Here is a 23627-nt window from a genome sequence, read left to right on the forward strand (position 1 = left end):
TAAACGTCGAGAGTAAATTCACCTAATAAATTTTTATTAATAAAGTTAATGTGTTCTATAAATCACACAGTTGGCGATATTTTCTAACGAGCTTAAATTGTAACGTTATTCTCGGACCTAATAACAAATCTAGTTATGGAGACAGATTTGTCTTTTTTAATTTAACTTGGTCATCACTTCCACAAAGCAGCCGTTTTAATACGACTGCTTTGTTTAAATTTACTTACTCGCCAACCCTGCCAGCACTTCTCTGAAGCTATTTAATCCGGCTTCTAGATTTTCAATGATCTCTTCTGCCAGATCATCTGGCTCAGGAAGATTATCCAAGTCTGTTAAGCTTTTGTCTCTCAGCCAAAAAATATCAAGGCTTGTTTTATCACGGGCTACCAGCTCTTCATAGCTGTATTTACGCCAGCGTCCGTCCGGATTTTTTTCTGGATGCCACGTCTCATTTCGAGCATGAATATTCTTTGGGTTGTAGCACTTAACAAAATCAGTTAAGTCCTCAAAGCGCATGGCTTTTCTTTTCAGCGTGTGATGAATATTAGTCCGGTAGTCGTAAAACCAAACGTCCTTTGTCCAAGGCTCTGGACTTGCTGGCTGGTTATCGAAAAAGAGTACGTTAGCTTTAACACCCTGCGCATAAAAAATACCCGTGGGTAAACGTAAAACAGTATGCAGGGTTGTATTTTCAAGCAACTTTTTGCGAATTATTTCACCTGCGCCACCCTCAAACAAAACATTATCTGGCACAACAATAGCGGCCTTACCTGTGGTTTTCAGCATACTGCGAATATGCTGCACAAAGTTAAGCTGCTTGTTCGAGGTTGTTGCCCAAAAATCTTGACGGTTATAAGTAAGATCTTCGGTTTCTTGTTCACCCTCATCGTTAGTAAAACTCATCGAGCTTTTCTTACCAAACGGTGGATTAGCCAACACATAATCGACGCTGACCGGACTAGGTGCAATAAGCGCATCGTTGGGAGACACTAAGCTTTCACCGTCTATCTCGCCGATATTGTGCAAAAACATATTCATCAAACACAGGCGACGTGTATTGGCGACAATTTCATTACCGGAAAAAGTATTGTGCTTTAGAAAATACTTCTGATCCCTATCTAAACGATAGTTTTCAGGATTATTCAAAAAGTCATAAGCGGCAAGAAAGAATCCACCTGTACCAGCAGATGGGTCTGCAATGGTTTTATTCGGCTCAGGACGAATACACTCGACCATGGCACGAATTAATGACCTTGGAGTAAAGTACTGCCCTGCTCCAGACTTAGTATCTTCTGCGTTCCGTTCTAAAATACCTTCGTAAATATCGCCCTTAACGTCAGCGCCCATCACCAGCCAGCTGGTACTATCAATCATGTCGATTAAGCGAAACAGCTTGGCAGGATCCTGAATTTTATTTTGTGCCTTGGTGAAAATCTGCCCTAACATGCCTTTGTGCTTGCCCAGTTCGCGTAAAATCTCCACGTATAGCACTTCAAGCTCTGCGCCTTTTTTGCTGGTTAACGCTTGCCAGTTGTATTGCTGAGGAATACCCACATCACGGCTGTAGGGCGGCTTGCTGTACTCATCGGCCATCTTTAAAAAGATCAGGTAAGTCAGCTGTTCTAAATAATCGCCATAGCCCACGCCGTCGTCACGCAAGGTAGTGCAAAAACTCCAGACTCTGGAAACGATTGAAGCAGTGTTCATTAATAATCTTCCTTAGCAGCAAGCACCTGCTTGCCTAGTGGGGTTAAACGGTATTTTTGTAAGCGGCTACGTGGCTTGTCGGGAATTGTCATTTCGATTAGCTCAAGCTCTAGCCCTTTATTCAAATAATGAAGCCTGAAGTGCTCGGCATGTTTTAGACTCAATTCGTGCATTAACTCCGTGCGCGTCATCTCGCCTTTAAACACGTTCAAAAGCGCTACCAATTCATCTGTGACTTCCGCGGTGACTTCCGCGGTGACTTCCGCGGTGACTTCCAGGGTAGGTTGTTCACTAGCCAGCTCAAGCTCCGCCACTTTCTCATGCACAGGTAGGCGAACTAAAAAATAAGTGCGGTCTTCGTCGGTTTCAAAAATAGGTTTAGGCGAGCCGTTGCGTGCCATTTTATCGAACATTTTAGGCAGACCTGTGGAGCGGCCTTCGGTTAAATCCAGCTCTTTCAAAAATTCACCAATGCGGCGATTGCGATAACGGCGGCTAACCGCATTACCTTGCCGTAAATCCGCTAATTTAATTGAGCGATCGGGGCCAGGAAAACTTAGCACCATTAGTTCATGCTTATAAATACGTACTTCAATTGGCTCGCGAATTTCATACGAACGGTGATACACCGCATTCACCACCGCCTCTTCAATGGCGGCGTAAGGGTAATTCCAAAAGCGTTCCGCTTCAGCGCGATCTGGGTGTTTAACCACAAACTCTTTTAGGTACTGCGCTTTAATATAACTTAAGGCATCACGAGTAATGCGCCCAAGCGGGCCTTTGAAAATCTTTTCTTCAAAGTGATCGCCACCCGCACCTTCGGGAAAGTACACCACATCAATTTGCGTAACGGGGAAAAACTGCTCTGGATGCGGATTGAAGAACAGCAAGCCTACATTTTTAGGAAATAGCGCCTCAGGCGGCCCACCGACAATATTCAAACGCCGCGCCAACTGCTCCACTGACATATTCGCAGCATCTTTAGCTAAATCACTGCCGATTTCGGTGAGAAACTCACGAATGAGGTGCGGTGCTAAATCATCCAGCGTTGCGGTTTGTTTATAACGGTCATCAAAAGGCACGGTTGCCGCCAAAGAAATCAGCTCGCGCTCTGTCTCGCCTGTCGCTTTCACCGTACTGGTATGTTTGCGAACATAATAAGCCCAGTCGGATTTCTTCTGACTCAAACTGACCTTGGCCTTATAAGGACGTGTTTCGCCACCAAACGCCCACAGCACTAATATATGTTTACCCTCAATCTCGTAAACTGCGGTAAGCGGATGGTAAGGCGGCTGAATGGCTGAGTTGCCCAAATTCAACAACTCTTTTTGAATGGTATCGATTTGTTCTGGCGCTAAACCCACGGGTGGCAACACAGGTTGACCGTTGTCCTCTGCCACCCCAATCACCACATAACCGCCGCCGAGATTATGAAAATCATTAGCAAAGGCAGAAAGCGTGTGGATAACACTTTCAGGGTTCCAACCTGCTTTGTATTCCACACGCTCACTTTCGATGGTGCGCTGGTGAAGCAGGTTGGCGAGGTTGATGGGGAGTTTAGTCGCCACTATTAATGACCACAGCATTAGTGATTGGCACAGTTAATTGATTCGCTATTGGTGTATACAAATCAATATCTACTTCAGGGGCTTTAATTGAAACAATTAATGAGTAACGCACAGCTCGATCATATTGTTGAAGTGCTGGCCTGCTTTTCCACCATCCTGAGGATGGGTAAATAGCAATCTCACCCCTACTCGCCAATTCCGCAGCGCTACCTTTCCATATATCAGAATGCAGCGAGCCTTTATGTCGGTTTGAAGTGCCAACTACCCAAGCAGGGTCGCTATCACCACTAGATGTATAGATCACATCTTCTCGGGCTTTAGCATTAATTCGCGCTCTAAAATCTTGTGTACTTTCGAGCGGACGCTTTACCTCAAAACGTAAACCATGCGACTCATAACGATACCGAGAAGTTACACCACGAGCTGACGGATTAGGCTCAATAAAGTAAGACAGTGTTACCCGCATCTCTACCTCTGTATTACCTAACGACTCCAGCTCATCCAGCGGCCAAGGCAAATTGTGCAGGTTCATATCCTTGTATTTTGGTGCGGCACTACCCTCGCGCATAAAGGGATGCAAATAATCTTCACACACCAAAGTTAAAGAATTATTTGCACTCCATAAGGCACGCTCGATGCTAGGCTCTCCAAAACCACAATGACGTATCAAATTAGCGACCTGAGTTTTATTTGGTTGCGCTCTAGGGGGCAAGAAAGTGTCCTTCATAGCCTGAGTCCACTCCGCCGAATGGACTATTAACCCTCTAATTGTTTCAGGCCAAAGCTCAGGGTAATGGCTCATTAACTGTGCTGCCATCCGTGCCGCAGCTGCTGATGCGGCACTGGTTGCATTGGTAGTGGTAAACAGCCGCTCATTAATTTTTGCATTAGTGGTTAATACGCTTAAGCTTGGCATCCAAGCTGCTCCAAGCCTGTCCTTAGCAGCATTACCACCCTCAAATACCACATCAGGTTTTAGTGGCCAATGCGGCTGCCAAGTTTGCGAGGTTGTACTAAAAGGGCTTAAACCACCAAAGGGAGCAATTGGTTGATAATTCTGAGTACCAGGCTCGGTAATATTTACCAGGTTTGTCATCGCCCCTACTGTTAATGCATTCCAAGCTTGCGCTGGATCATGGATGCCATCGGTTGTATTGCCGTTGGGATAAGCTGCCCAAGCATTTGGATCGTCAATATTACCTGCAGAAATAATAAATAATTTTGGCTCTGCACCTTGTTCATTGGCATCAGATGTTAGCCGATCAATACTTGCCGACCAAGCTGAAGGTCGCCCTCTATCACGATTATCTTTAGCGGTAACCGCCATACTAAAAAGACGCTTACGGTTTGGAGCCGTAACTGCAGGTCTAGAAACTGCTTCTACTGTGAGATAGCCATGATGTTGCGCATTAGAACTATTAGCGCCATTCGAAGGTAAAAGCTTTACTGACTCCAAACGATGCTCAACAGTAATTAGCTGTGTCGTTACTAGTGCGTCAGTCAAATTCCCAAACAATGCGACACCAGCCATTTCAGTGCCGTGCCCGTTTTGATCATTCACTCCCCATCCCGGCTCAACAGTATGTAAATCGGTTCTTGCTAAAGCTTGCCGTAACAGTGGATGGCCATTATTAATACCTGTATCCAGCAGGCAGATATGGGGAACATCTGCACCCTCAAAAGGCATTATTAACCGGGCATTTAACTCATCAACCCACTCAGGTTGTTCACTAGGTGCTAGGGAATCAAAAAAGTCAGCTGTTTCTTTTGCCCTACGTAATTCGGCAATGCTATTGAGCGTCATCATTGAGCGTTTCATTTGTCCAACGGAACCGTAAACGAGAAGCACTGTTCGCTCAGGGAATATCAACTCTCCCGCGGCTAACTCAAACCCTAAACTTTCTGCCATTTCGCGAAATTGCGCGGCAACAGCTTGCCTATCCTTTTTAACCGGCAGCCATACTTCCCACCAAAGCGTTTCAGTGTCTGACACTGGCATCGACTCTGGTGTATCTGTCCATAATGACTGCAAGGTCGCAGCACGTATCTCGGCTATGGTATTCAATAACTTGCGATTTTTAGGGCCTTTTTCAGTATCTTTGCCCTCATCTAGATAGGCAAGAATTAGCTTCTCGAAAAAAGTTAACTTACCTTCAGGCACAAAAACTGTAGCTAGAACTTTATTCTGATCATCACGAACATTTCGTAGCTCAATACCAGAACGCTCACTTGACAACGATTCAAAAGCTAATTCAATATCTGGAAAACTTTCAAACTCAATTTGCAACCCGAAGCCTTCGTCCATACCGGCATGTCGCTGTACCTCAGCTGCCTGAGTAAACGTTGCTTCTAGATTCTGCACTTGAGTTATTAACGTAGAACCATGTCTAGTTCGATCTCGATCCACCATAGGTTTAGGATCAATTTGGCGTGATGGCCTACTAAAGCGTTCGGCACTCGCTTTTGCTTGCAAAACAATATGCGAGTGTTTTTCCTGTTTATTGTCAGCCATCAGACATCCTTATCCTTAAATATCTTTATAGTTTAACCGTGCCGAAAGTCTGCGCCTTTCCTCTAAAGCTACGCCAATATCTTTTTCTGTAACCGTATTTCTGCGCTCTATCAAAGCAGTTTTTAACACTTCATCTGCTGCTCTAGTTAACTCTGCATAACTGAGCCCTAGCGCTTTTTTGGCAAGACGTTTCCAAGACGTATTTTTAACCGCCATACGCGAAAGTCGGCCTTTTAATGCGCTGGCAATATGCTCTTCATCTGGCAGCTCATAGTGCAAAAGGTCATCAAAGCGACGGAAAAGTGCATTATCTAGAATTTCAGGGTGATTGGTTGCGCCAATAATTAGGCTGTGCGAATCGTCTTGTTCAATCATTTGCAAAAAACTATTTAAAATACGCCTGACTTCACCCACATCATTACTCAAGCCACGCTGCGAGCCGATAGCATCAAACTCATCGAAAAAATACACCCCACGGGTTTGCTGGGTCGAATCAAAAACCTGACGCAGCTTGGCTGCCGTTTCACCCATAAACTTAGTAATTAATCCATCGAGACGTACTTCGAAGAGAGGTAGGCCTAACTCACCAGCTAATACCGCTGCCGTCATAGTTTTGCCAGTACCTGGCGGCCCAACTAACAATAGTTTTCGGCGAGGTTGTAAACCTTGAGACAAAATCTCGGCAGCATGGCGCTGCTCAAGAATAATACGTTCAAGCTGTTGCTCTAGCTCAGCATGCAGCACCATGTCAGCAAGACGTGATTTTGGATAGCTAACGGTTAATAAATTAGCTAATTCACCACGAGGCTTACTTATAGGCACCGTATTACTTGCTTGCGTGGTTACTCGGCGCGCTTTAGCTTGATCAATTAAGTCACGCAGCTCTTCAGCAAGCTTGCCATGCCCGAGCTTTGCTTCATGGGCAGCAACCTGCATCGCCACAGAATAAAAGCGAGCATCGTCGCCTTCCAAATGTGACTGAAGCAATGCTTTAAGTTGATTTGCGCTAGCCATTAAATATACCTCTCAGTTGGCGCTGATTATAACTGAGAAACTGCAACAACCCTATAAACAGATATTTTCATCAATCTCGTCACCACATAACCACCACCAAAATTGTAAAAATCATTAGCAAAGGCAGACAGCGTGTGCACGATCCTTTCAGGGTTCCAGCCTGCTTTATACTCCACGCGCTCGCTTTCGATAGTGCGCTGGTGCAGTAGGTTGGTTAAGTTGATGGGGAGTTTGGCAATAGTCATTCAATCCAGCCATCAAATTTGCCATCTTCAGACTTGGGTGTTGGGTCTGCGGTCATTGCCTTGATACAGGTTGGCAAAGCTACAGCCCCCCCCATCAGTAAAGCATGTTGCCTAGGTAGACCGGCGATGCGAGACACCTCGCGTTTGTCAGCCCATTCACAAGCTGATGCAATCACGCGCAAATCTTGCTCCGACGTTAGCCGAAAAGACACCCAAGTATTGCACTGAGATAAAACCGTTGGCGAGACCTCGGACGGCCTTTGTGTGCTAAGCCACAGTGAAAGCCCAAACTTACGTCCTTCTTTTGCTAATCGCTCATAAGCAAGCGATGACGCTCCAGAATCACCATCAGGCACGGGCCGTAGATAGTGATGCGCCTCTTCAAGCACGAGCAATGTGGCAGGGCTGTTTCCCTGTCCGCGGCGGAACAGGACTTGAGAATAAAGCTCTAGCATCGAGCCAAGCACCAGGGGCATTAAGTCTTGAGGAACTTGGCGAAGGTTTACAACGTGCACACGCCACTGAGTATTCGCACAGCCAAAGATTTTGTCGACGAGGTATTCCCCCTCCGCTCGCATATCAAGATTGCCACCATTGACTGAAGCGCCACCGCTTACGTCAACGACCGCTCGAAGCATCTCATCGTCGACGAGGCGATGGACCCGGGTGATAAGAGGTGAGACGTTGCCATATTGAAAACCATTTCGCTCAATAGCACCTCTATTGTTAGGGGCTAAGCTATGACTTTCTGCAACTAAAGCCGATAGAGCCGCCATGTGAGGCCAATTTTGAGCGAGCTGGCCTTGGCGTTCTCTGAGGGTATTGATTGCACGATCAGCATCCGCAGCACCATTTTGGCGACAATCATCAAAAAGAACAGGGTTAACACCATCGATCGATGCGCCTCTCTGAGCCGGATGCCAATGAACATATTTCAAGTTGTCAATGGCAAATGATAATGCGGGACGTTGTGTTTTTTCACTTGGTAACAGAAGCCGATTGAGGCCCTGTCTGCCGAGTGCGTAATAGGGAATACGATACCCTTGTGCACCATCGGCATCTTCACCTATAACGGTATGCTGATAGGCACCTTCGGGCAGTCTGCATTCCATGTCGTCCGCAGCGATCGCGCTCTCAGATCTTCTGAATGCGCGATCGTACTCCCCATTAATATCGAATATCACAATGCGGGAGTTCGGCATATCTGCAAGTTGCTGTAATACGGCTGCAGTAAAGCAGCTTTTACCTTGGCCTGAGCTTCCTAGAACAGCAATATGCTGCGCCAAGAGTCGGTTTAGCCCAGTTCTAACACTATTCCCTGTTTTATACTCGGTACCAAGTGTAATGGGTCCGTCAGGCTCAGGCCCTCCAATTACAATTTGGGACTCTTCACCTGTTAGTGGAAAGGCTTCTGCTCCCAAAGGCGGTGATGCCAAATTGTCGGATACAAACCTTCCTGCTTCTACCCAACCAATTACCGTGCCGTGCAAATGACGCAAAGGCTGGCCATTATGACTCTGATTGCTTGCGGAAGGGCGATGAATCTCTTTGGGTTCCGAAAAATTTAAGCCAGAAATTTTCAGCACAAAAAGCCGATACCCCCCATCGAGCACCAACAGACCGCCAACTTCGCCTACCGGAGTGACACCTTGATAGTGACTCGCCATTTGTCCACGATGGTGATCCAGTAGATTAAGCGTGACCTGGCCGCCATCAATCTGAACGACATAGCCAATAGCGGTTCTACTCAGCATCTTCGTCACCGCTTATCGCTTTTATTCGGTCTCGAAATTCCTGCTCCTTTAGGTCGTAGAGCATAGGATCCGGCAGGAAGTCGACCATGTGATTGAAATATGCATTTGCGCCACCGCCCACAAAAGTCAGGCGAGGCGATTTCAGAGCGATTAGCCGCTTCACTTCAGGCTTGAGTACCCCAAGCTGTGCTGGGTCAGTGCCTGTAAATTCTGGCAGAAACACTATGACTTGCAGCGTTGGATTAAGCAGCGCGGAACGTAGAAGACGGTTGATATGGTCATCGCCAAACGAATAGCCTGTCAAAATGATGCAGCTTTGTGGCCTGGCCAGAAAGTCGGAGAATCGGCGGAACAGCTCGCCAGACAGAAAACCAACGGTCTGCAAATATTTCGCTGCCCTGGGGAAAACCATCAGTGACTCATCTACTGCTTCCACGCCATCAGCGATTTTTTTGAGGTTTGGCCAAGCTTCAGGTGCAGCCAGCTCACGATATTCGCCGTCAGTACATTGCCAGGTTAGCGAGCCATGTAGTTTTGCCAAGTAAACATCATTACAGCCAAACCGGGCCTCACCTTTGGCATTGATGTTCCGATATCCCAAGTCGAAGGATTGTGGCGAGAATGTGCGATTATGAATGCCGACAAACCCGGTATGCGTGTGTATCCCTACGGATTCTGCTGCCCACTCAACAGCGAGATCGTAGTTTGTAGTAAACACCCACGGGCTTGCCTGTCCGGGCTGTCGAGCGCCAATCAAGCGTTGCAGCAATTTCACGTGATAAGGTAAACGATCAAATGCCGGTGGTTTCGCCCATGAATCTTCATCCAGTATGGCTGCTTTAACCACGCATTTAAGTAGAAGCGCAATATCGCTTTTGAGGGTTTTTAAATTCCTACTGGCAGGTTTACGGCGCTGCCAGTCAATCTGCGCCATTTCCAACTGATCCAGAAGAATCTCTATATTGGGTAGCGCTCTGGGGTTGTTTCCTTCAAAGTTGACTAAAACGGCATCTTCCTGCGCGATGAACCCATCATTCGCAAATCTTGCCGCAGTATCAGCGTGATCACGGATGAAGCCCTTCCAAAGCTGCATAATGGTCATGCCACCAGCAGCGACGGACGCTCCAGCGCCAAGCAGCACCGCTGTGTTTTCTAGGCGCAGCATAGCCGCCAAGTGTGCCCGTAAATCCTGCTCGTCTAAAGCGGTGTCGCCCCGTAAACAGACAATAGTCATTTTGCCTTCCTTGCCTTTTTAGTGCTCTTTGTTTTGGTGGCTTCTCTTTCAGCTTGTATACGTGCCAACAGCTCACTAGCCGGTTCATCATTTGGGTCTTGCGGCACCAACTGGCCGGAGAAGGCTTTTTTCAGAATGGATTGACGGAGGGTTTCGGCCCTTTGAAGCTCTGTGTCTAATTCACTTTCAAATTTTGATGCCAAAGTAAGCTTTTCATCAACAATCTTCATCAACTGATCAGATTCAGATAATGAAATCAAGGGGATTTGTAGATTAGAAACTTTTGAAATGCTAAGTGTATGTAGCCCGGAAGTTGAACTTGCCTCCTTTACAATTAAATCCCTTCCAATAGGTGACAATAAGAATAGCATGATAAATCTAGCATAATCCGGATTATCGAAACGAACTCTGATAAGGTGATTTTGATGGCCGCAATTCTCGATGCTTGCGTCCCATAGTGCCACACGACCGATTTGGTCTACGCTACCATTACCTTCAACAACGAGCAGATCGTTTAGAACAAGTGAAACTTTTATTGCCTCAGCTTCGGTCACTCCAATTTCTTGAATATCATCAAGCAAAAGTTTATCGGCATAAACATTTGCCACCCTCAGATATTTCATTTTTTGGGGAAGGGTATTACGTTTTTGGTTTTTAGTTAAACCACCACTAACCTCAGTAATAAATCCAAGTTTTGTGGTCGCCCAACTAATTGGAATTTGAAATTTCGCATCTTCAAATTGTGCTTTTTCAGGCTCTTTTGGCTTACTCGGCTTTTTCCCTTCTTTACCATTCTCTTCCCAGGCCGTTACCGCTGCTTTCCATTCTTCCAGTTGTTGCTGGTATCGAGCTTCGCGTTCTTGGTGAATGCGGGCGAGGAACTGTTCGGGGGATTCCAGCTTATCGGCATTCTCTTCACGCCATTTTGCGGTGAGCTTGCCTTCAAAAGCATGTTTAAGCACGGCCTGGCGGTAGACTTTGAGTTGCTCCCGAGCGGACTTGAGCGCGGCGATGCCGTTATCCAGCTCAGAGAAGAGTTCTTCAATTTTTGCTACGATGCGTTTTTGGTGGGTCAGCGAAACTAAGTTCACCGAGCAATCCGTAATGTCACCGATTCTTAGGTACTTGATAGTCGACCCACGAGCCCCTGCCGTTATTTTCGCGATATGGTGCATGACTAAATAATAGAGCCACTTTCCATCCACCATGTTTGGTTCAATGACGTAGGTTCGCTGATACGCATTAAATTTACCCTTGTAATATTTAACGCTGAAATTTCCATTGCCCGCCAGTAAAACAGCTTCAGTGTCAAAGGCAGCTGTGTTTATGGTTAAATTTTCTTCGCCGCAAGTGAAAAAGGGATAAAGTCCGTTGGCGTCCTGTGCATTTGCATCTAATTTACCGGTAGTGATAAACGTTACCTGACCGAGGTTAGTTTCAATCATCACGCCACCAGCTCCCGATTCATCACTTCAATAACCCAATCCATTTTATCCCCAAATAATTGGTACATTTTTCCTAGCCCACCTTGTGAATCAAAGGGTGCCATTTCAAGGTCTTCGCGTTCGCAATGAAACGAGCTGGCGATATGGTCGCGAATAATATGCAACCACGCCATTTGTTGTTCGTTAAATTTTTCGCTGTTGCCTGAGTGGTATTGCATAATCCAGCGTTGAAAGTTTTTACGCACGGTGGCATTAAACGGCGTGATACTCCTGTCGATACCGCATACGCGGCGGATCAACGCTACTAAGGCGGTCAGCTCGGTTAAGGGGTTATCGCCTTTATAGCTGTCTAAGTGGGCATAGGCTTGCCAGATACGCAGCGGTGCCAGTTTGGGGCGCTCTTGTTTAATCACATCCAACAAGGTTTTGATTTGTAAATAAGTGACTTCACTGCGACGCGCCGGGGTATGGAAATAAATGCTTAGTGCGTCAATTTTATCTGCTTGCTCGGCTGCTTTTTCCTTTAGGTAGTCGGCAAACTCTTGGGTTAATACCTTGGCATTTTCTGTGGTGTCGCCTGCCCACTCTGCTTTGATGAGGTCATCTAAATCATCGTGCACGACGGTTTGCTCTTTATCACGGCGAATGCTGTCAATGAGCTCTATCAGTTCGCCATTAAACACTTTGGCGACTTCGCCCACTAACGCTTGCTGTGCTTTATCTCGATGGCTATCGCCGGGGTCAGCGCCTTCTGGCAAACCAGCAATTTCTAAAGCCTTTTGTTCTACGCGGTCTCCATCGATGGCGTTAAATAGCTCGCCAACAATGGCTAATAAAGGTACACCGCCTGCTTGTTTGGCGATGCGGGCGCGCTCTTTGTCATCGAGCTGTTTATCGAGCCGCGCTAAGCGCCCAGCCAGTGATGACACGGTATCGCTGTCGCTCGCGCCCATCATCACGCCCATGGCTAAATCTTTCAGCGCCACGCTGGGTTTAGTAATCAGTGGCCGGCTAGCGGTTTTCATAGACTTGGTGACGCCAATAGCATCGACAATCACATAGTGGGTTTTTGCACTTGTCGCCGATGGGGTTACTTTTTGTAAGCTGTCTTTATCGAGGGTGCGCGTGCCACGCCCTTTCATTTGCTCGAAGTAGTTTTTGCTTTTTACATCACGCATAAATAATAGGCATTCGAGTGCTTTAACATCTGTGCCGGTGGCGATCATATCGACGGTAACGGCAATGCGCGGGTAATAATCATTGCGTAACTGGGCAAGAATGGCCGCAGGGTCTTCGCCCTCTTCTAGCACTTTGCCCTCTGTATCTAATTTATCATTCGCTACACGGTAGGTTACTTTTTTACAGAATTGATTACCGCCGCCAAACTCCTCGCGAATGATTTGAATAATATCATCAGCGTGGCTGTCGGTTTTGGCGAATACTAAGGTTTTGGGTACTTCAGTGCGCCCAGGAAAAATAACCGGTAAGGATTCTTTAAAAGTTTTAATAACAGTACGAATTTGATCTGGGTTTACAATGTCACGATCCAGCTGTTTGGCGCTGTAGGCTTGCTCTTCGTCTTGCATCTCCCAGCGTTTGCGGCGCGTGGTGCGTTCGCGCTTTTCAACATGCTGCTTGGCGGTGATTTTGCCGCCTTGGGTGGTTTTCTCCGTCTCGATAATGAACACTTCATTGCCCACGTTCACACCATCGGCAACGGCTTTTTCATGGCTGTATTCACTGACTACGTTTTTACGGAAGAAGCCGTAAGTGCGCTCATCGGGTGTGGCGGTCAAGCCCACTAAATAGGCATCAAAATATTCAATGACTTGCCGCCAGAGGTTATAAATAGAGCGGTGGCATTCGTCGATAATAATGACATCGAAAAACTCAGGCGGAATTTTTGCGTTATAGACCACCGGCAGCGGCTCTTTAGGCTTGGTTAACTGTTCAGCGGGGTTTTGCTCTTCGAGCGCATCGTCTAACGGTTCATCTTTTAGCATGGAATACATGCGTTGAATGGTGCTGATGTAAACCTGTGAATCGGTACTGATGTGCGAGCTTTTCAAGCGCTGCACACTATAAAGCTCGGTGAATTTACGGTTATCGTCATTGGGCACAAAGGTCATAAACTCTTGTTCAGCTTGCTCACCTAAGTTTTTAGTGTCGACCAAAAACAAAATACGCTTGGCGTTAACGGGCTCTTTTAACAAGCGATAGCTGGCAGTAATGGCGGTGAAGGTTTTTCCTGCACCCGTGGCCATTTGAATTAATGCACGCGGTCGATCTTCTTTGAGCGATTGTTCAAGGTTGGTAATGGCGGTTATTTGACAGTCGCGCAGTCCATCCGTTGGTAATGGCGGCATCTCTTGCAAACGAGCGCGTAAGCTTTTTTCTTCTCGCGACCAACTTGCTAAAGATTCTGGACGGTGAAAATTAAATACTTCCCGCGAACGCGGATAAGGATCGGCCCCATCAGTAAAGCGTGTGATAACACCTGTGCTTTCATAGACAAAGCGTAAGGCTTCTTTGTTGTTAACCCACTTTAAGCTGGCGTTGGCATAACCTTGAGACTGGTCTTCCACAGTCGTGATTTTCTCGCCCCAAGCTTCCGGCTTGGCTTCAATTACACCTACGGCTTTATTATCTACAAAGAGCACGTAATCGGCAGGACCAACATCGGTTTGATACTCACGAACGGCAATACCTTGTGCAGCAGCAAAATTGATTTTATTTTTATCTTGTACAACCCAGCCTGCCTTAGCAAGCATGAGGTCAATTTTATCGCGGGCTTTTTGTTCGGGAGATTGATTAACCATGGTTTCGTCCTTGGTACAGGCAGTAAAATAACTTACGTAGTCTATCAAGTATTTTCAGATGCAACTGCAAAGATACAGCTTTACGAACCTACTAATAAAACAAGTTGTAAAGCATAATATTTTATTGATTTCATACACAGCCACTTTTCTAAGGGCTATTTCTAAGGGCTATTAAATTTAAGGATACTTAAAGCAAACTCATCACTCTTACAGAAAAATAATTTACAACGGACAACCCACAATCACACTCGACGCCTTAAAGATCGCCGTCACTGCACCGCCCTCTTTAAGCTCTAAACGCTCAGCACTGTCATTGGTAACAATCACTGCCAAAGTACTTTCACCCACTGTAACCACGACCTCAGTGTTCACTGCACCTGGTTGCACGCGAGCGACCGTACCAGCAAACTGATTACGGGCAGAGAAACGTACATCTTCAGCTTCACTGACCAGAATAATGGATGAGGCTTTAATCAGGGCAAAGACTTCACTGCCAACCGCTAAACCAAGTTCTTTAGTACTTTCACTGGTTACAGTGGCGACCACAGTCTGCCCACCGGCTATGGCAATCTCAACCGCATCATTGGTGGCGCCGAGCTGGATTGATTTTACGGTACCAAAAAACTGATTACGTGCACTGGTTTTCATAGACAGTCTCTTTAAAATAAATAAATCATCAATAATATTGCCCGAGTCTTGGCTCAGTTCTTGTAAAAAACGCTGATGTACCGCTTCGATACGCTGGAAATTACTGATCAGTTGCTGGCCACGCTCGGTTAAAGTGGTGGAGCCGCCACCTTTACCGCCGGTAGTGCGGTGCAGTAAAGGCTCTCCGGCCAGATTATTCATATGATTTACTGCATCCCAAGCGGCTTTGTAGCTCATCTTCATGGATTTAGCCGCTTGCGAAATCGAGCCCAGCTCAGCAATTTTCGAGAGTAAATGAATACGGCCATGACCGCCCATGCTTTCATCACCTGCGGTAATCCAAATCTGTCCTTGCAGGCCAAACTCAGTGTTTTCAACCATAGTTACTTTTTCCTATTAACCGGCTAGCCGCTACATCAGCAGGCAAGTTGTTGAGCCTAACACTAACCACGGCCTCGAATAATTAACGCACAGCATAAACCTATTGCTCGCAGCTATAAAATACCAGCGGCCTGTAATCCACTGCAGACTCGCCTCAGAATCAAGTTACGGTCAATGCGCAGGCGGTGTCCAACTTAGAAACGCCCAACGCGAGGGCTCACCGCCTTGCTGGGCGTAATCAGGATCGCGCTGATACCAAGCAGTGACTTGAGCTTCTTCATCAGCACTTAACGGGCCAAAACTCTCGCTGACTTTAGCGATAAATTCCGCCACATTGCTGCTGCCGGCTAAGCGACTGGGCGACTCTATGTAATCCAAGGTTGGGTAAATATTGCGCTGGTACAGCATATTTATAATGTAAATATGGTCTGGGAAACTGCGGTCCTCACGCTGCAGTAGCGCGGCTATTTCACGGCTGGCAAACAGCCCTCCGACTAGTTGCGTCATATAGACTTTTTTGCGCGCATGCTTATTGAGTTTGGTCAGGGCATCGTCCATATCTGCGACGATACTGGCGCGGGACACTATGGCAATATCGCACACTGGCACGGTGCTCCAATCGTCATCCCAGGAAGCTAACACCGGCTGCACATTGCTCAGTTGTAACTCAGCGGCATTGTCCAGCATCGCATCGAGCATGCCTTGGCTGTAATCCAAGCCGTACACGCATTTGGCCTGTGGCGCTAAAGCTAAAGCGATGGTGCCCGGGCCACAGCCTACATCTAGCACGCTATCGTCTGCGCTGCACTCGACCCGACTGACAAACGCCGTGCGGTAGGCGCTGTCCAGGACTGAAGTGCGCATCTTGGCCGCTTTGGCATCCCAGTCTTCAGGGGTTTTAAATCGCCGGCCACTGCGGGCTAAGTGATCACGGTACAACTGGGAAAAATCAATCGATTTAATCATTTAGGCGCTACTCGTTTCAATGTTTTTGGCTCAATAGTTGCCAGCCAATATTCAATAGCCTTGCGCTCTAGCGGTAAGGTCTGCGCCATTCCTGCAGAAAACGACTGCCAGCTGTCAAGGTACTTCTCGCTGACAAGGGTTAACACCGGAATACCTGAACTGATCAACTGGGCAAATTCTTGGTTTAAACCACGCCCTTGCGCTTCACTGTAGCCAAAGCGATTAACAAAAACCAAGTCAGGCGCCTCATGCAAAGCTTGGCGCAACACCTTACCGGCTTCGGCTAAACCGCCCATATCTAAATTACAGCCTCGAGAGTTGCGACCTAAATACTGGGAAATCACAAAAGTTTCACCTGTATCTAGATCGCGTAAAGTCATCGGCAACACCCCATGTGGATCTTTACCCTGTTGAGTCGTTAACCCGCGCACACGCCAGCCTTGTTGTTGACATCCAGCCAAGAGTTCGGCCAATAAGTCATCACCTTCTCCATCACCGGAGTGAACAATCGCTGCTGCGGGTATTTGCATGGGGCTGCCTCTTAAATTAAGTAAAATTAAAAACTATAGTTTGCGCCAGCAAACCAGGTACGCTCTGGCATCGAATAGCCATCTGCTTGTATATTTCCCTTGCTGCATACGAGCCCCGCCAAACCGTTGTATAATTAAAAACATAACGATACTCGAAAACGCTCAACAAGCCATAAAAACTGTAGGGGGGGGGTACCCCTTTATATCTATCCCTATCAATGAGCGCCAACAGGTTCATATATGTGCACTCAAAGAGACTGGGTCTTTAAAAAGTCAGGCTTGCCGGCAAGTACGTCCAACACAGCTTAAATAAGCTCGTTTTCCACCACCCAAACCGCAGCTTCAGTCCGGGAGCGCATACCTAGCTTACTCAGCAAGCGTTTGACATGAACTTTCACTGTGCCTTCAGCAATATCTAGACTGCGCGCAATCATCTTATTGCTCTGACCTTTAGCAATCAGTTTAAGTACATCTTTTTCGCGTTTAGTTAGCATCGATGGATGTGCTGCGCTTGCCTTAGGCCGGCCGCGAATAGCTTCGGCTAAAACTTGAGTCAGCTCGGAGCTTAACGCCATTTTTCCCTGGGCAGCTAAGCGAATTTGCTCTATTAACTCCTCCGGCTCCATATCCTTGAGCAAGTAACCATCAGCCCCTTCACGCAATGCCTCAAGAACATCAGCATGATCATCGGAAACACTGAAAATCACAATGCGGGTATCTACCCCAGCAGCACGTAAGGCGCGAATGGTTTCAATACCATCCATACCCGGCATATTGAGATCCAGCAGAACCAGGTCCAGCTCGTGGCGCTCGACTAACATTAACGCTTCTTCGCCTGAGCTTGCTTGAGCAACAGGCAATAGATCATCCTCCATGGATAGCAGATCACTCAAACCACGACGTAGCATTGGATGGTCATCCACTAGCATAATCCGTGTTTTTTGACTCTCTAAACAACTCAAGTTTACTCTCCAGTTATAATTGATTGCGTTTGTACTGAGGTAAAAACCGCATATGAATGCGCGTTCCTGGCTGCAAGCGACTAATGTTCAATTTTCCTAATAAGCTCTGTGCTCGCTCGGTTAATATGCTTAACCCGTAGTGTCCCGTGGGGCTCTGTTCTGTATTGATGCCAATACCATCATCATTGATACTAATATGTATATAACCATCGTCATCCTGATGCAAAGTCAATTTGCACAGTTGCGCTTGAGCGTGCTTGATCACATTACTAAGCGCTTCCCGAATAATTTGCATGCAGTGGATTTCTTCATTCGGTGTTAGAGGGCAATGTTCTAAAGCATAATCGAGCTGGATATCCACTCCAGAATGGCCACTAAACTCTTGGACAGTTGCATCTATTGCAGCATATAGACCAGGCTCCTCGAGCTTAATACGGAAGGTCACTAGCAACTCGCGTAGCTGCCTATACGCGCTGTTTAAACCCTCTTGAACATCAGTCAAGGTAAGGTTTATATCCTCTTTGGAGAAGTTTGCAGCAACTTGTTTTCTTAAGCGAGTAACTTGAATTTTCTGATACGACAGTGCTTGTGCTAACGAGTCATGCAACTCTCGAGCAATCACTGCTCGCTCTTCCATCAAAGCAATACGCGCTTGATTCTGACCAAGTTGATTCAAACTTAAAGAGGCAGAAAAAAGCTCAGTCAAGGCTTCAATAAGTTGAGTTTGCCACCCTTGCATGTGCATACCTAGTGGCACTTCAATACGTAAATCCCCAAAATGCCCATGCTCGTTCTCTAAGACAAAACTCACGACTTGCGCACCGCTTGGAATAACCCCTTGGTTTATAATCAAGGGGCACTGTGCACAGTTAGGCAAATTACAGTATGCGGGCGTTTGCCCCCGCAGTGCTGTCAAAGCAGTATGGGCTTCGCTCTTAGGGTTGTCTGTTGGGTGAGTTAAGCACAAGGAAACCGGCCCCAAGCCAAGGGTTTGCTCAATGGGTTGCATCAAGTCAGCAAATATCAGCAATGGATCAACACTGGTCTTATATAGGCTGCGTGCACTATTAAACAGCAACTCTAAACTGCGGTTGCTGCTCTGCAGTTCTGCGGTTTTCTCGTCCACTTTTCTTTCTAAATTATCGTACAAGCCGGACAGTTCTGCACTCATTTGATTCAGCGTCCATGCTAACACCCCCAACTCATTGCGTGCTGAGACTTTGGCACGCCCCTGAAACGAGCCGCGACCAATACTTTTTGCGAGTTCAACCAACTCCTGCAAAGGCATCAATAGCGCATTATTAACCCCGAGTATCACAATAAACCCAATCAACACGGTGACAAATAGTGCCGTAATAAATAAAGCACGAATCATCGAAAGCTTGCGTTCAGACTCAACTTGTAGATCGCCGACAAAGTTATCCAGCAACTCCACAAAAACCGGCACTTCTTTGCGAAAGGCGGTTTTATCTGGAGGCGTCTGCAGCAATAAAGGCAGCATAAGTTGACGCCACTGACGCTGTACTAACTCGTACTTAATGGACAAGCTGCCTTGTGCCTTATCGCCCACAACCGCCATTATCGCTGGCGTCGTTAGAGCCGTTTCAAACTCAGAAACATATATAGGCAAGCTTTGCCGTTCTGGATCTCCCGTCAGAAGTGCTAAACGGTACGCCTGCATACGCAAACTACCGGCCTTATTCAGCGCCTCGGCATCACTGCGCACGGATTCAGAAAGATACATCCCGCCAAGCATACTGATCAACATCACCCCAATAATCAGGGTAAAAGCCAGCAAAGTGCGCACGGCCAGTGACTGCGTTAAATGCATTAGAGGAGGTTGTGCTGTTTGCATAAGTAACCTTAGAAAATGGCCTTAAAACATGCTTGAGCTGATTATTCAGTAGTAGCGCACTGTAAACCACCGCTATACCCCTTTATTTCCAAGGGCTACTTTTCTGTAAAAAAAACACAGTCATAATAACTAATGCGTTGATTTTATTGAGCTTTTTACTATTATGGAGTTATATATAAGTAGGTATAGATCATTCTTAAGCATATTATTACAAGGTAAATAGTGACGCAGATCAATTGAGTTAGCTCTCCATGCTTCTACAGTGCAAGTCAGTGCAAAGCTATCCTTTTTGCAAGACCTGTGCGTTGGAGAGTCATACTATGAGCAATAATATAGAAAAGTGGGACGTGGAAGACCCCGTGTTCTGGGAGTCGACCGGTAAAAAAATCGCCAACCGCAACCTTTGGCTATCGATTCCCAACCTGCTACTTGGCTTCGCCATCTGGCTGATGTGGGGCATCATCACCGTACAGATGCTCAACTTAGGTTTCCCCTTTACCCCAGTTGAGCTATTTACCCTAACCGCAATTTCTGGGTTAGCCGGTGCCACCTTCCGTATTCCGGCCTCTTTTATGATCCGTATTGCCGGTGGCCGCAATACTATCGTGCTCAACACCATTCTGCTGATCATTCCTGCCTTTGGTACCGGTATGGCGCTGCAAGATACCAACACGCCACTGTGGGTCTTCCAGTTACTGGCACTGCTCTCAGGTATTGGTGGCGGTAAGTTTGCCTGCTCCATGAGCAACATCAGTGGTTTCTTCCCGAAAAGCCAACAAGGCTTAGCGCTGGGTTTAAATGCTGGTCTGGGTAACTTTGGCGTCACCACCATGCAAATTGTTATCCCTCTAGTGATGACCATGGGGATTTTTGGGGCAATTGGTGGTGGCTCCATGGAGCTAATGAAAGACAGTGGCACCTTAATTGGTCGCATTCCTGCAGGTTCAGCTACTTGGATTCAAAACGCCGGCTGGATTTGGCTGGTATTTTTAATCCCGCTGATCGCCATCAGTTGGTTTGGCATGAACAACTTGCTGCCGATTACCCCTAACCCAGGCACACCTTTAAGCGCTTTCAGCAAAATTCTTGGCCTATACGCCATCAGCTTTGTTACCTCAGTGATTGGCTTATACCTCTACCTACCAGAGCCCATTGGTCTTGGCGTGCTGAATATGTGGATTGCGATGCCACTGATTATGTTCAGCACCCTGGGCTTATTACGCTTAGTGCCAGGCAGTATTAAGCCCAACATCAAGCGCCAGTTTGAGATTTTCAAAGACAAGCACACCTGGTCAATGAGCATTCTTTACATTCTGACCTTTGGTTCTTTCATTGGCTTCTCCATGGCCTTGCCACTGTCGATCACCGTGATCTTTGGTTATATGAACGAAGTGGCGGCCGACGGCACCATTACCCGTGTGGCCAACCCCAACGCCCCTAGCGCGCTAACTTACGCTTGGATCGGGCCTTTCCTAGGTGCGCTAACCCGCCCGATTGGTGGCTGGATTTCTGACAAAGTGGGCGGCTCTTTAGTGACGCAAATTATCACTTTGATCATGGTGATTGCTTCGGTGGCCTTGGGTTACACCCTACAGCTGGCATACAGCTCCACAGCCCCAGAAACCTACTTCTTTGCCTTTATTAGTCTGTTCTTAATCCTTTTCGCAGCCTCTGGGATTGGTAACGGTTCAACCTTCCGCAGCATTGGCGTGATTTATAACCGTGAGCAAGCGGGCCCCGTTTTAGGCTGGACTTCAGCCATTGCCGCTTACGGTTCATTCGTGGCCCCCATTGTGATTGGTGAGCAAATTAAAGCAGGCACGCCAGAAGTAGCAATGTACGGTTTTGCCGTGTTCTACGCGCTGTGCTTGGTCCTTAACTGGTGGTTCTACCTACGTAAAAATGCCTACGTACAAAACCCTTAAACAGCACTGCGAAGTTGGATCTTAGGAGCTTGTGATGAACATTATGATTGCTTACGACAACTCAACCAACGCTAAAAATGCGCTGGAAAAAACGCTGCAAATGTTTGCTGCCCTTAAGCCCAAAGTCACTTTAATCAGTGTGATTGAAGATGTACTGGGCTCCAGTGGCGTCAATGAACCCCACTACCTTGAATACAAACGTGATTTCTCTGAAGCCGTGCGCGAAACCGCACAAACTTTAAATGAGTTAGGGATCAGTACCGAAGTCATGATTGCCGAGGGTGATCCACGCAAAATGATTTTACAGGCGGTCGAGCACAAGCAGCCTGATCTGCTGGTCATCGCCCGCCACAGTGAAAAAGTAGATAGCAACATTATTGGCAAAACGTTAGATGCCTGGGTTGAGGAGTTCAACTTTATGACCTTTGGCAATGTCAGTTCATTTCTGACTCGACGGGCACCCTGCCCGGTGCTGATCCAATCATGTCAATAAGTACCCTGTGGGTGACGGAGCAAGAGCATGAAAGTATCTGATTTATTTCTCTACAAAAAGCCTGAGATTAAGGCGCTCCACCTGACGTGGATCGCTTTCTATATCTGCTTCTTTGTTTGGTTCAATATGGCGCCACTGGCCACCAGTATGCTGAAAAGTGTTGGCTGGCTAACCAACGATGATTTGCGTTTATTTGCCATTGCCAACGTAGCCTTGACTATTCCTGCGCGCATCTTAGTGGGCATGGGCTTAGATAAGTGGGGCCCGCGCCGGGTATTCTCGGTGCTGATGGTAACCATGGCGATTCCCGCGATTGCCTTCGCCTTTGGTGAAACACGCACGCAACTGCTGGTATCACGTTTGATCCTCAGCTCCATTGGTGCCAGCTTTGTGGTGGGTATCCATATGACCGCAATGTGGTTTAAGCCAAGGGATATCGGTTTTGCCGAAGGCTTTTATGCCGGTTGGGGTAACTTTGGTTCTGCGGCGGCGGCTATGACCTTGCCACTGATTGCACTCAATGTGTTCGGTGGTGACGATGGCTGGCGTTACGCTATTGCCAGTACTGCCATCATCATGGCCCTGTATGGCGTATTTTACTGGTTTGCCATCACTGACGGCCCTGTCGGCACTGTGCAGCACAAACCGCGCAAAGTCAGCGCTATGGAAGTCAGCTCTTGGGCCGATATGATCAAGCTAATCATCTGGACCATCCCCATGATTGGCGTGCTTTCACTGCTGGTCTGGCGCATTGAAAACATGGGCTATATTGATGCGCAATGGGCTTGGGTTTGCCATGGTGTGATTGCACTGATTGTGATTTATCAAATCATCCAGGTATTACGGGTCAACTTACCAATTTTGCGTAAAGGTGTGCCTGAGGACGATAAGTATGACTTCAACTCAGTGGCGGCGCTGAACTCCACCTACTTTGCCAATTTTGGTGCAGAGCTGGCGGTAGTGTCCATGCTGCCGATGTTCTTTGAAATGACTTGGGGCCTAACCCCCACCGCCGCGGGCATGATTGCCGCCTCTTTTGCTTTTATTAACCTCATTGCTCGCCCTATTGGTGGCTTGGTGTCTGACCGTTTTGGTAACCGCCGCTTTGTGATGCTGGCCTACATGATTGGTATTGCCATTGGCTTTGCCTTAATGGGCTTAATGAATAGCACCTTACCGCTGTATATCGCTGTAGCGATCACCATCTTGTCTTCAGTTTTTGTGCAGGGTGCTGAGGGTGCAACCTTTGGCATTATCCCCTCCATCAAGCGCCGTATTACAGGACAAATTTCCGGCATGGCCGGTGCTTACGGCAACGTCGGTGCAGTGTGTTATTTAACCCTCTACACCTTTGTTACCCCTTCGCAGTTCTTCTTCATTATTGCCGCAGGTGCTCTGTTGAGCTTTGTCGCCTGTTTCTTCTGGCTCAAAGAGCCGGAAGGTGCGTTTGCCGAAGAATACATTGTTTCATCAGTGGACCTTGAGCTCGCAGCTGACCAACAGGCTGGCAAATGATGACGAGTTTAAGTAACCAACACATGCGTGCATGCAGCTGCCCAGCATCAATGC

At 47.1% G+C, this 23627-nt stretch carries 17 protein-coding genes; 3 read left to right on the forward strand and 14 right to left on the reverse strand.

Annotation, left to right across the window (positions count from 1 at the left end; genetic code table 11):
* Positions 1–219 precede the first annotated feature (219 nt).
* From O6P33_RS08815 to O6P33_RS08880, 14 genes are all read right to left on the reverse strand, one after another.
* On the reverse strand, positions 220–1707 hold the full coding sequence (locus O6P33_RS08815; protein ID WP_269817419.1) for an HsdM family class I SAM-dependent methyltransferase: 1488 nt from the start codon (positions 1705–1707) through the stop codon (positions 220–222).
* Entirely contained in the window at positions 1707–3275 is a 1569-nt protein-coding gene (locus tag O6P33_RS08820; protein ID WP_269817420.1) for a Fic family protein, read from the reverse strand. The genes O6P33_RS08815 and O6P33_RS08820 overlap by 1 nt, the downstream gene beginning before the upstream one ends.
* The gene (locus O6P33_RS08825; protein WP_269817421.1) at positions 3265–5787 is read right to left on the reverse strand and encodes a S8 family peptidase; all 2523 of its coding nucleotides are present in this window, start codon (positions 5785–5787) and stop codon (positions 3265–3267) included. Before O6P33_RS08825 ends, O6P33_RS08820 begins: the two co-directional genes overlap by 11 nt.
* Before the next feature lie 15 nt (positions 5788–5802).
* On the reverse strand, positions 5803–6801 hold the full coding sequence (locus O6P33_RS08830; protein WP_269817422.1) for an AAA family ATPase: 999 nt from the start codon (positions 6799–6801) through the stop codon (positions 5803–5805).
* A 26-nt stretch (positions 6802–6827) separates the two neighbouring features.
* Positions 6828–7046 (reverse strand): helix-turn-helix domain-containing protein, encoded by a 219-nt coding sequence (locus O6P33_RS08835; protein WP_269817423.1) that lies wholly within the window; start codon positions 7044–7046, stop codon positions 6828–6830.
* On the reverse strand, positions 7043–8800 hold the full coding sequence (gene herA / locus O6P33_RS08840) for an anti-phage-associated helicase HerA (protein ID WP_269817424.1): 1758 nt from the start codon (positions 8798–8800) through the stop codon (positions 7043–7045). Before herA ends, O6P33_RS08835 begins: the two co-directional genes overlap by 4 nt.
* Positions 8790–10034: an SIR2 family anti-phage-associated protein gene (locus O6P33_RS08845; protein WP_269817425.1), complete on the reverse strand. Its 1245-nt coding sequence runs from the start codon at positions 10032–10034 to the stop codon at positions 8790–8792. Before O6P33_RS08845 ends, herA begins: the two co-directional genes overlap by 11 nt.
* A complete protein-coding gene (locus tag O6P33_RS08850; RefSeq protein ID WP_269819500.1) occupies positions 10031–11479 on the reverse strand; it encodes a restriction endonuclease subunit S in 1449 nt (482 codons plus the stop codon). The genes O6P33_RS08845 and O6P33_RS08850 overlap by 4 nt, the downstream gene beginning before the upstream one ends.
* The gene (locus O6P33_RS08855; RefSeq protein WP_269817426.1) at positions 11479–14298 is read right to left on the reverse strand and encodes a DEAD/DEAH box helicase family protein; all 2820 of its coding nucleotides are present in this window, start codon (positions 14296–14298) and stop codon (positions 11479–11481) included. Before O6P33_RS08855 ends, O6P33_RS08850 begins: the two co-directional genes overlap by 1 nt.
* Before the next feature lie 222 nt (positions 14299–14520).
* Entirely contained in the window at positions 14521–15327 is an 807-nt protein-coding gene (locus O6P33_RS08860; protein ID WP_269817427.1) for a TOBE domain-containing protein, read from the reverse strand.
* 171 nt (positions 15328–15498) lie between these two features.
* Positions 15499–16293, reverse strand: coding sequence for a class I SAM-dependent methyltransferase (locus O6P33_RS08865; RefSeq protein ID WP_269817428.1), 795 nt, complete (start codon positions 16291–16293; stop codon positions 15499–15501).
* Positions 16290–16823, reverse strand: coding sequence for a DUF2478 domain-containing protein (locus O6P33_RS08870; protein WP_269817429.1), 534 nt, complete (start codon positions 16821–16823; stop codon positions 16290–16292). The genes O6P33_RS08865 and O6P33_RS08870 overlap by 4 nt, the downstream gene beginning before the upstream one ends.
* Positions 16824–17128: 305 nt before the next feature.
* Positions 17129–17785, reverse strand: coding sequence for a two-component system response regulator NarL (gene narL, locus O6P33_RS08875; RefSeq protein WP_420094938.1), 657 nt, complete (start codon positions 17783–17785; stop codon positions 17129–17131).
* Positions 17786–17798: 13 nt separating this feature from the next.
* The gene (locus O6P33_RS08880) at positions 17799–19640 is read right to left on the reverse strand and encodes a histidine kinase (RefSeq protein ID WP_269817430.1); all 1842 of its coding nucleotides are present in this window, start codon (positions 19638–19640) and stop codon (positions 17799–17801) included.
* 320 nt (positions 19641–19960) lie between these two features.
* On the opposite strand from O6P33_RS08880, the gene O6P33_RS08885 reads away from it, so the two are divergent.
* The 3 genes from O6P33_RS08885 to O6P33_RS08895 are packed head-to-tail and all read left to right on the forward strand — an operon-like array spanning position 19961 to position 23573.
* Positions 19961–21565, forward strand: a complete 1605-nt coding sequence (locus tag O6P33_RS08885) for an antiporter (RefSeq protein ID WP_269817431.1) — start codon at positions 19961–19963, stop codon at positions 21563–21565.
* A gap of 34 nt (positions 21566–21599) precedes the next feature.
* The gene (locus O6P33_RS08890) at positions 21600–22058 is read left to right on the forward strand and encodes a universal stress protein (protein WP_269817432.1); all 459 of its coding nucleotides are present in this window, start codon (positions 21600–21602) and stop codon (positions 22056–22058) included.
* Between the two features lie 27 nt (positions 22059–22085).
* Complete coding sequence (locus O6P33_RS08895; protein ID WP_269817433.1) at positions 22086–23573, forward strand: MFS transporter; 1488 nt, start codon at positions 22086–22088, stop codon at positions 23571–23573.
* Positions 23574–23627: the final 54 nt, after the last annotated feature.

This window comes from Denitrificimonas caeni (genome assembly GCF_027498055.1).
In the GTDB taxonomy this organism is placed as follows: Bacteria; Pseudomonadota; Gammaproteobacteria; order Pseudomonadales; family Pseudomonadaceae; genus Denitrificimonas.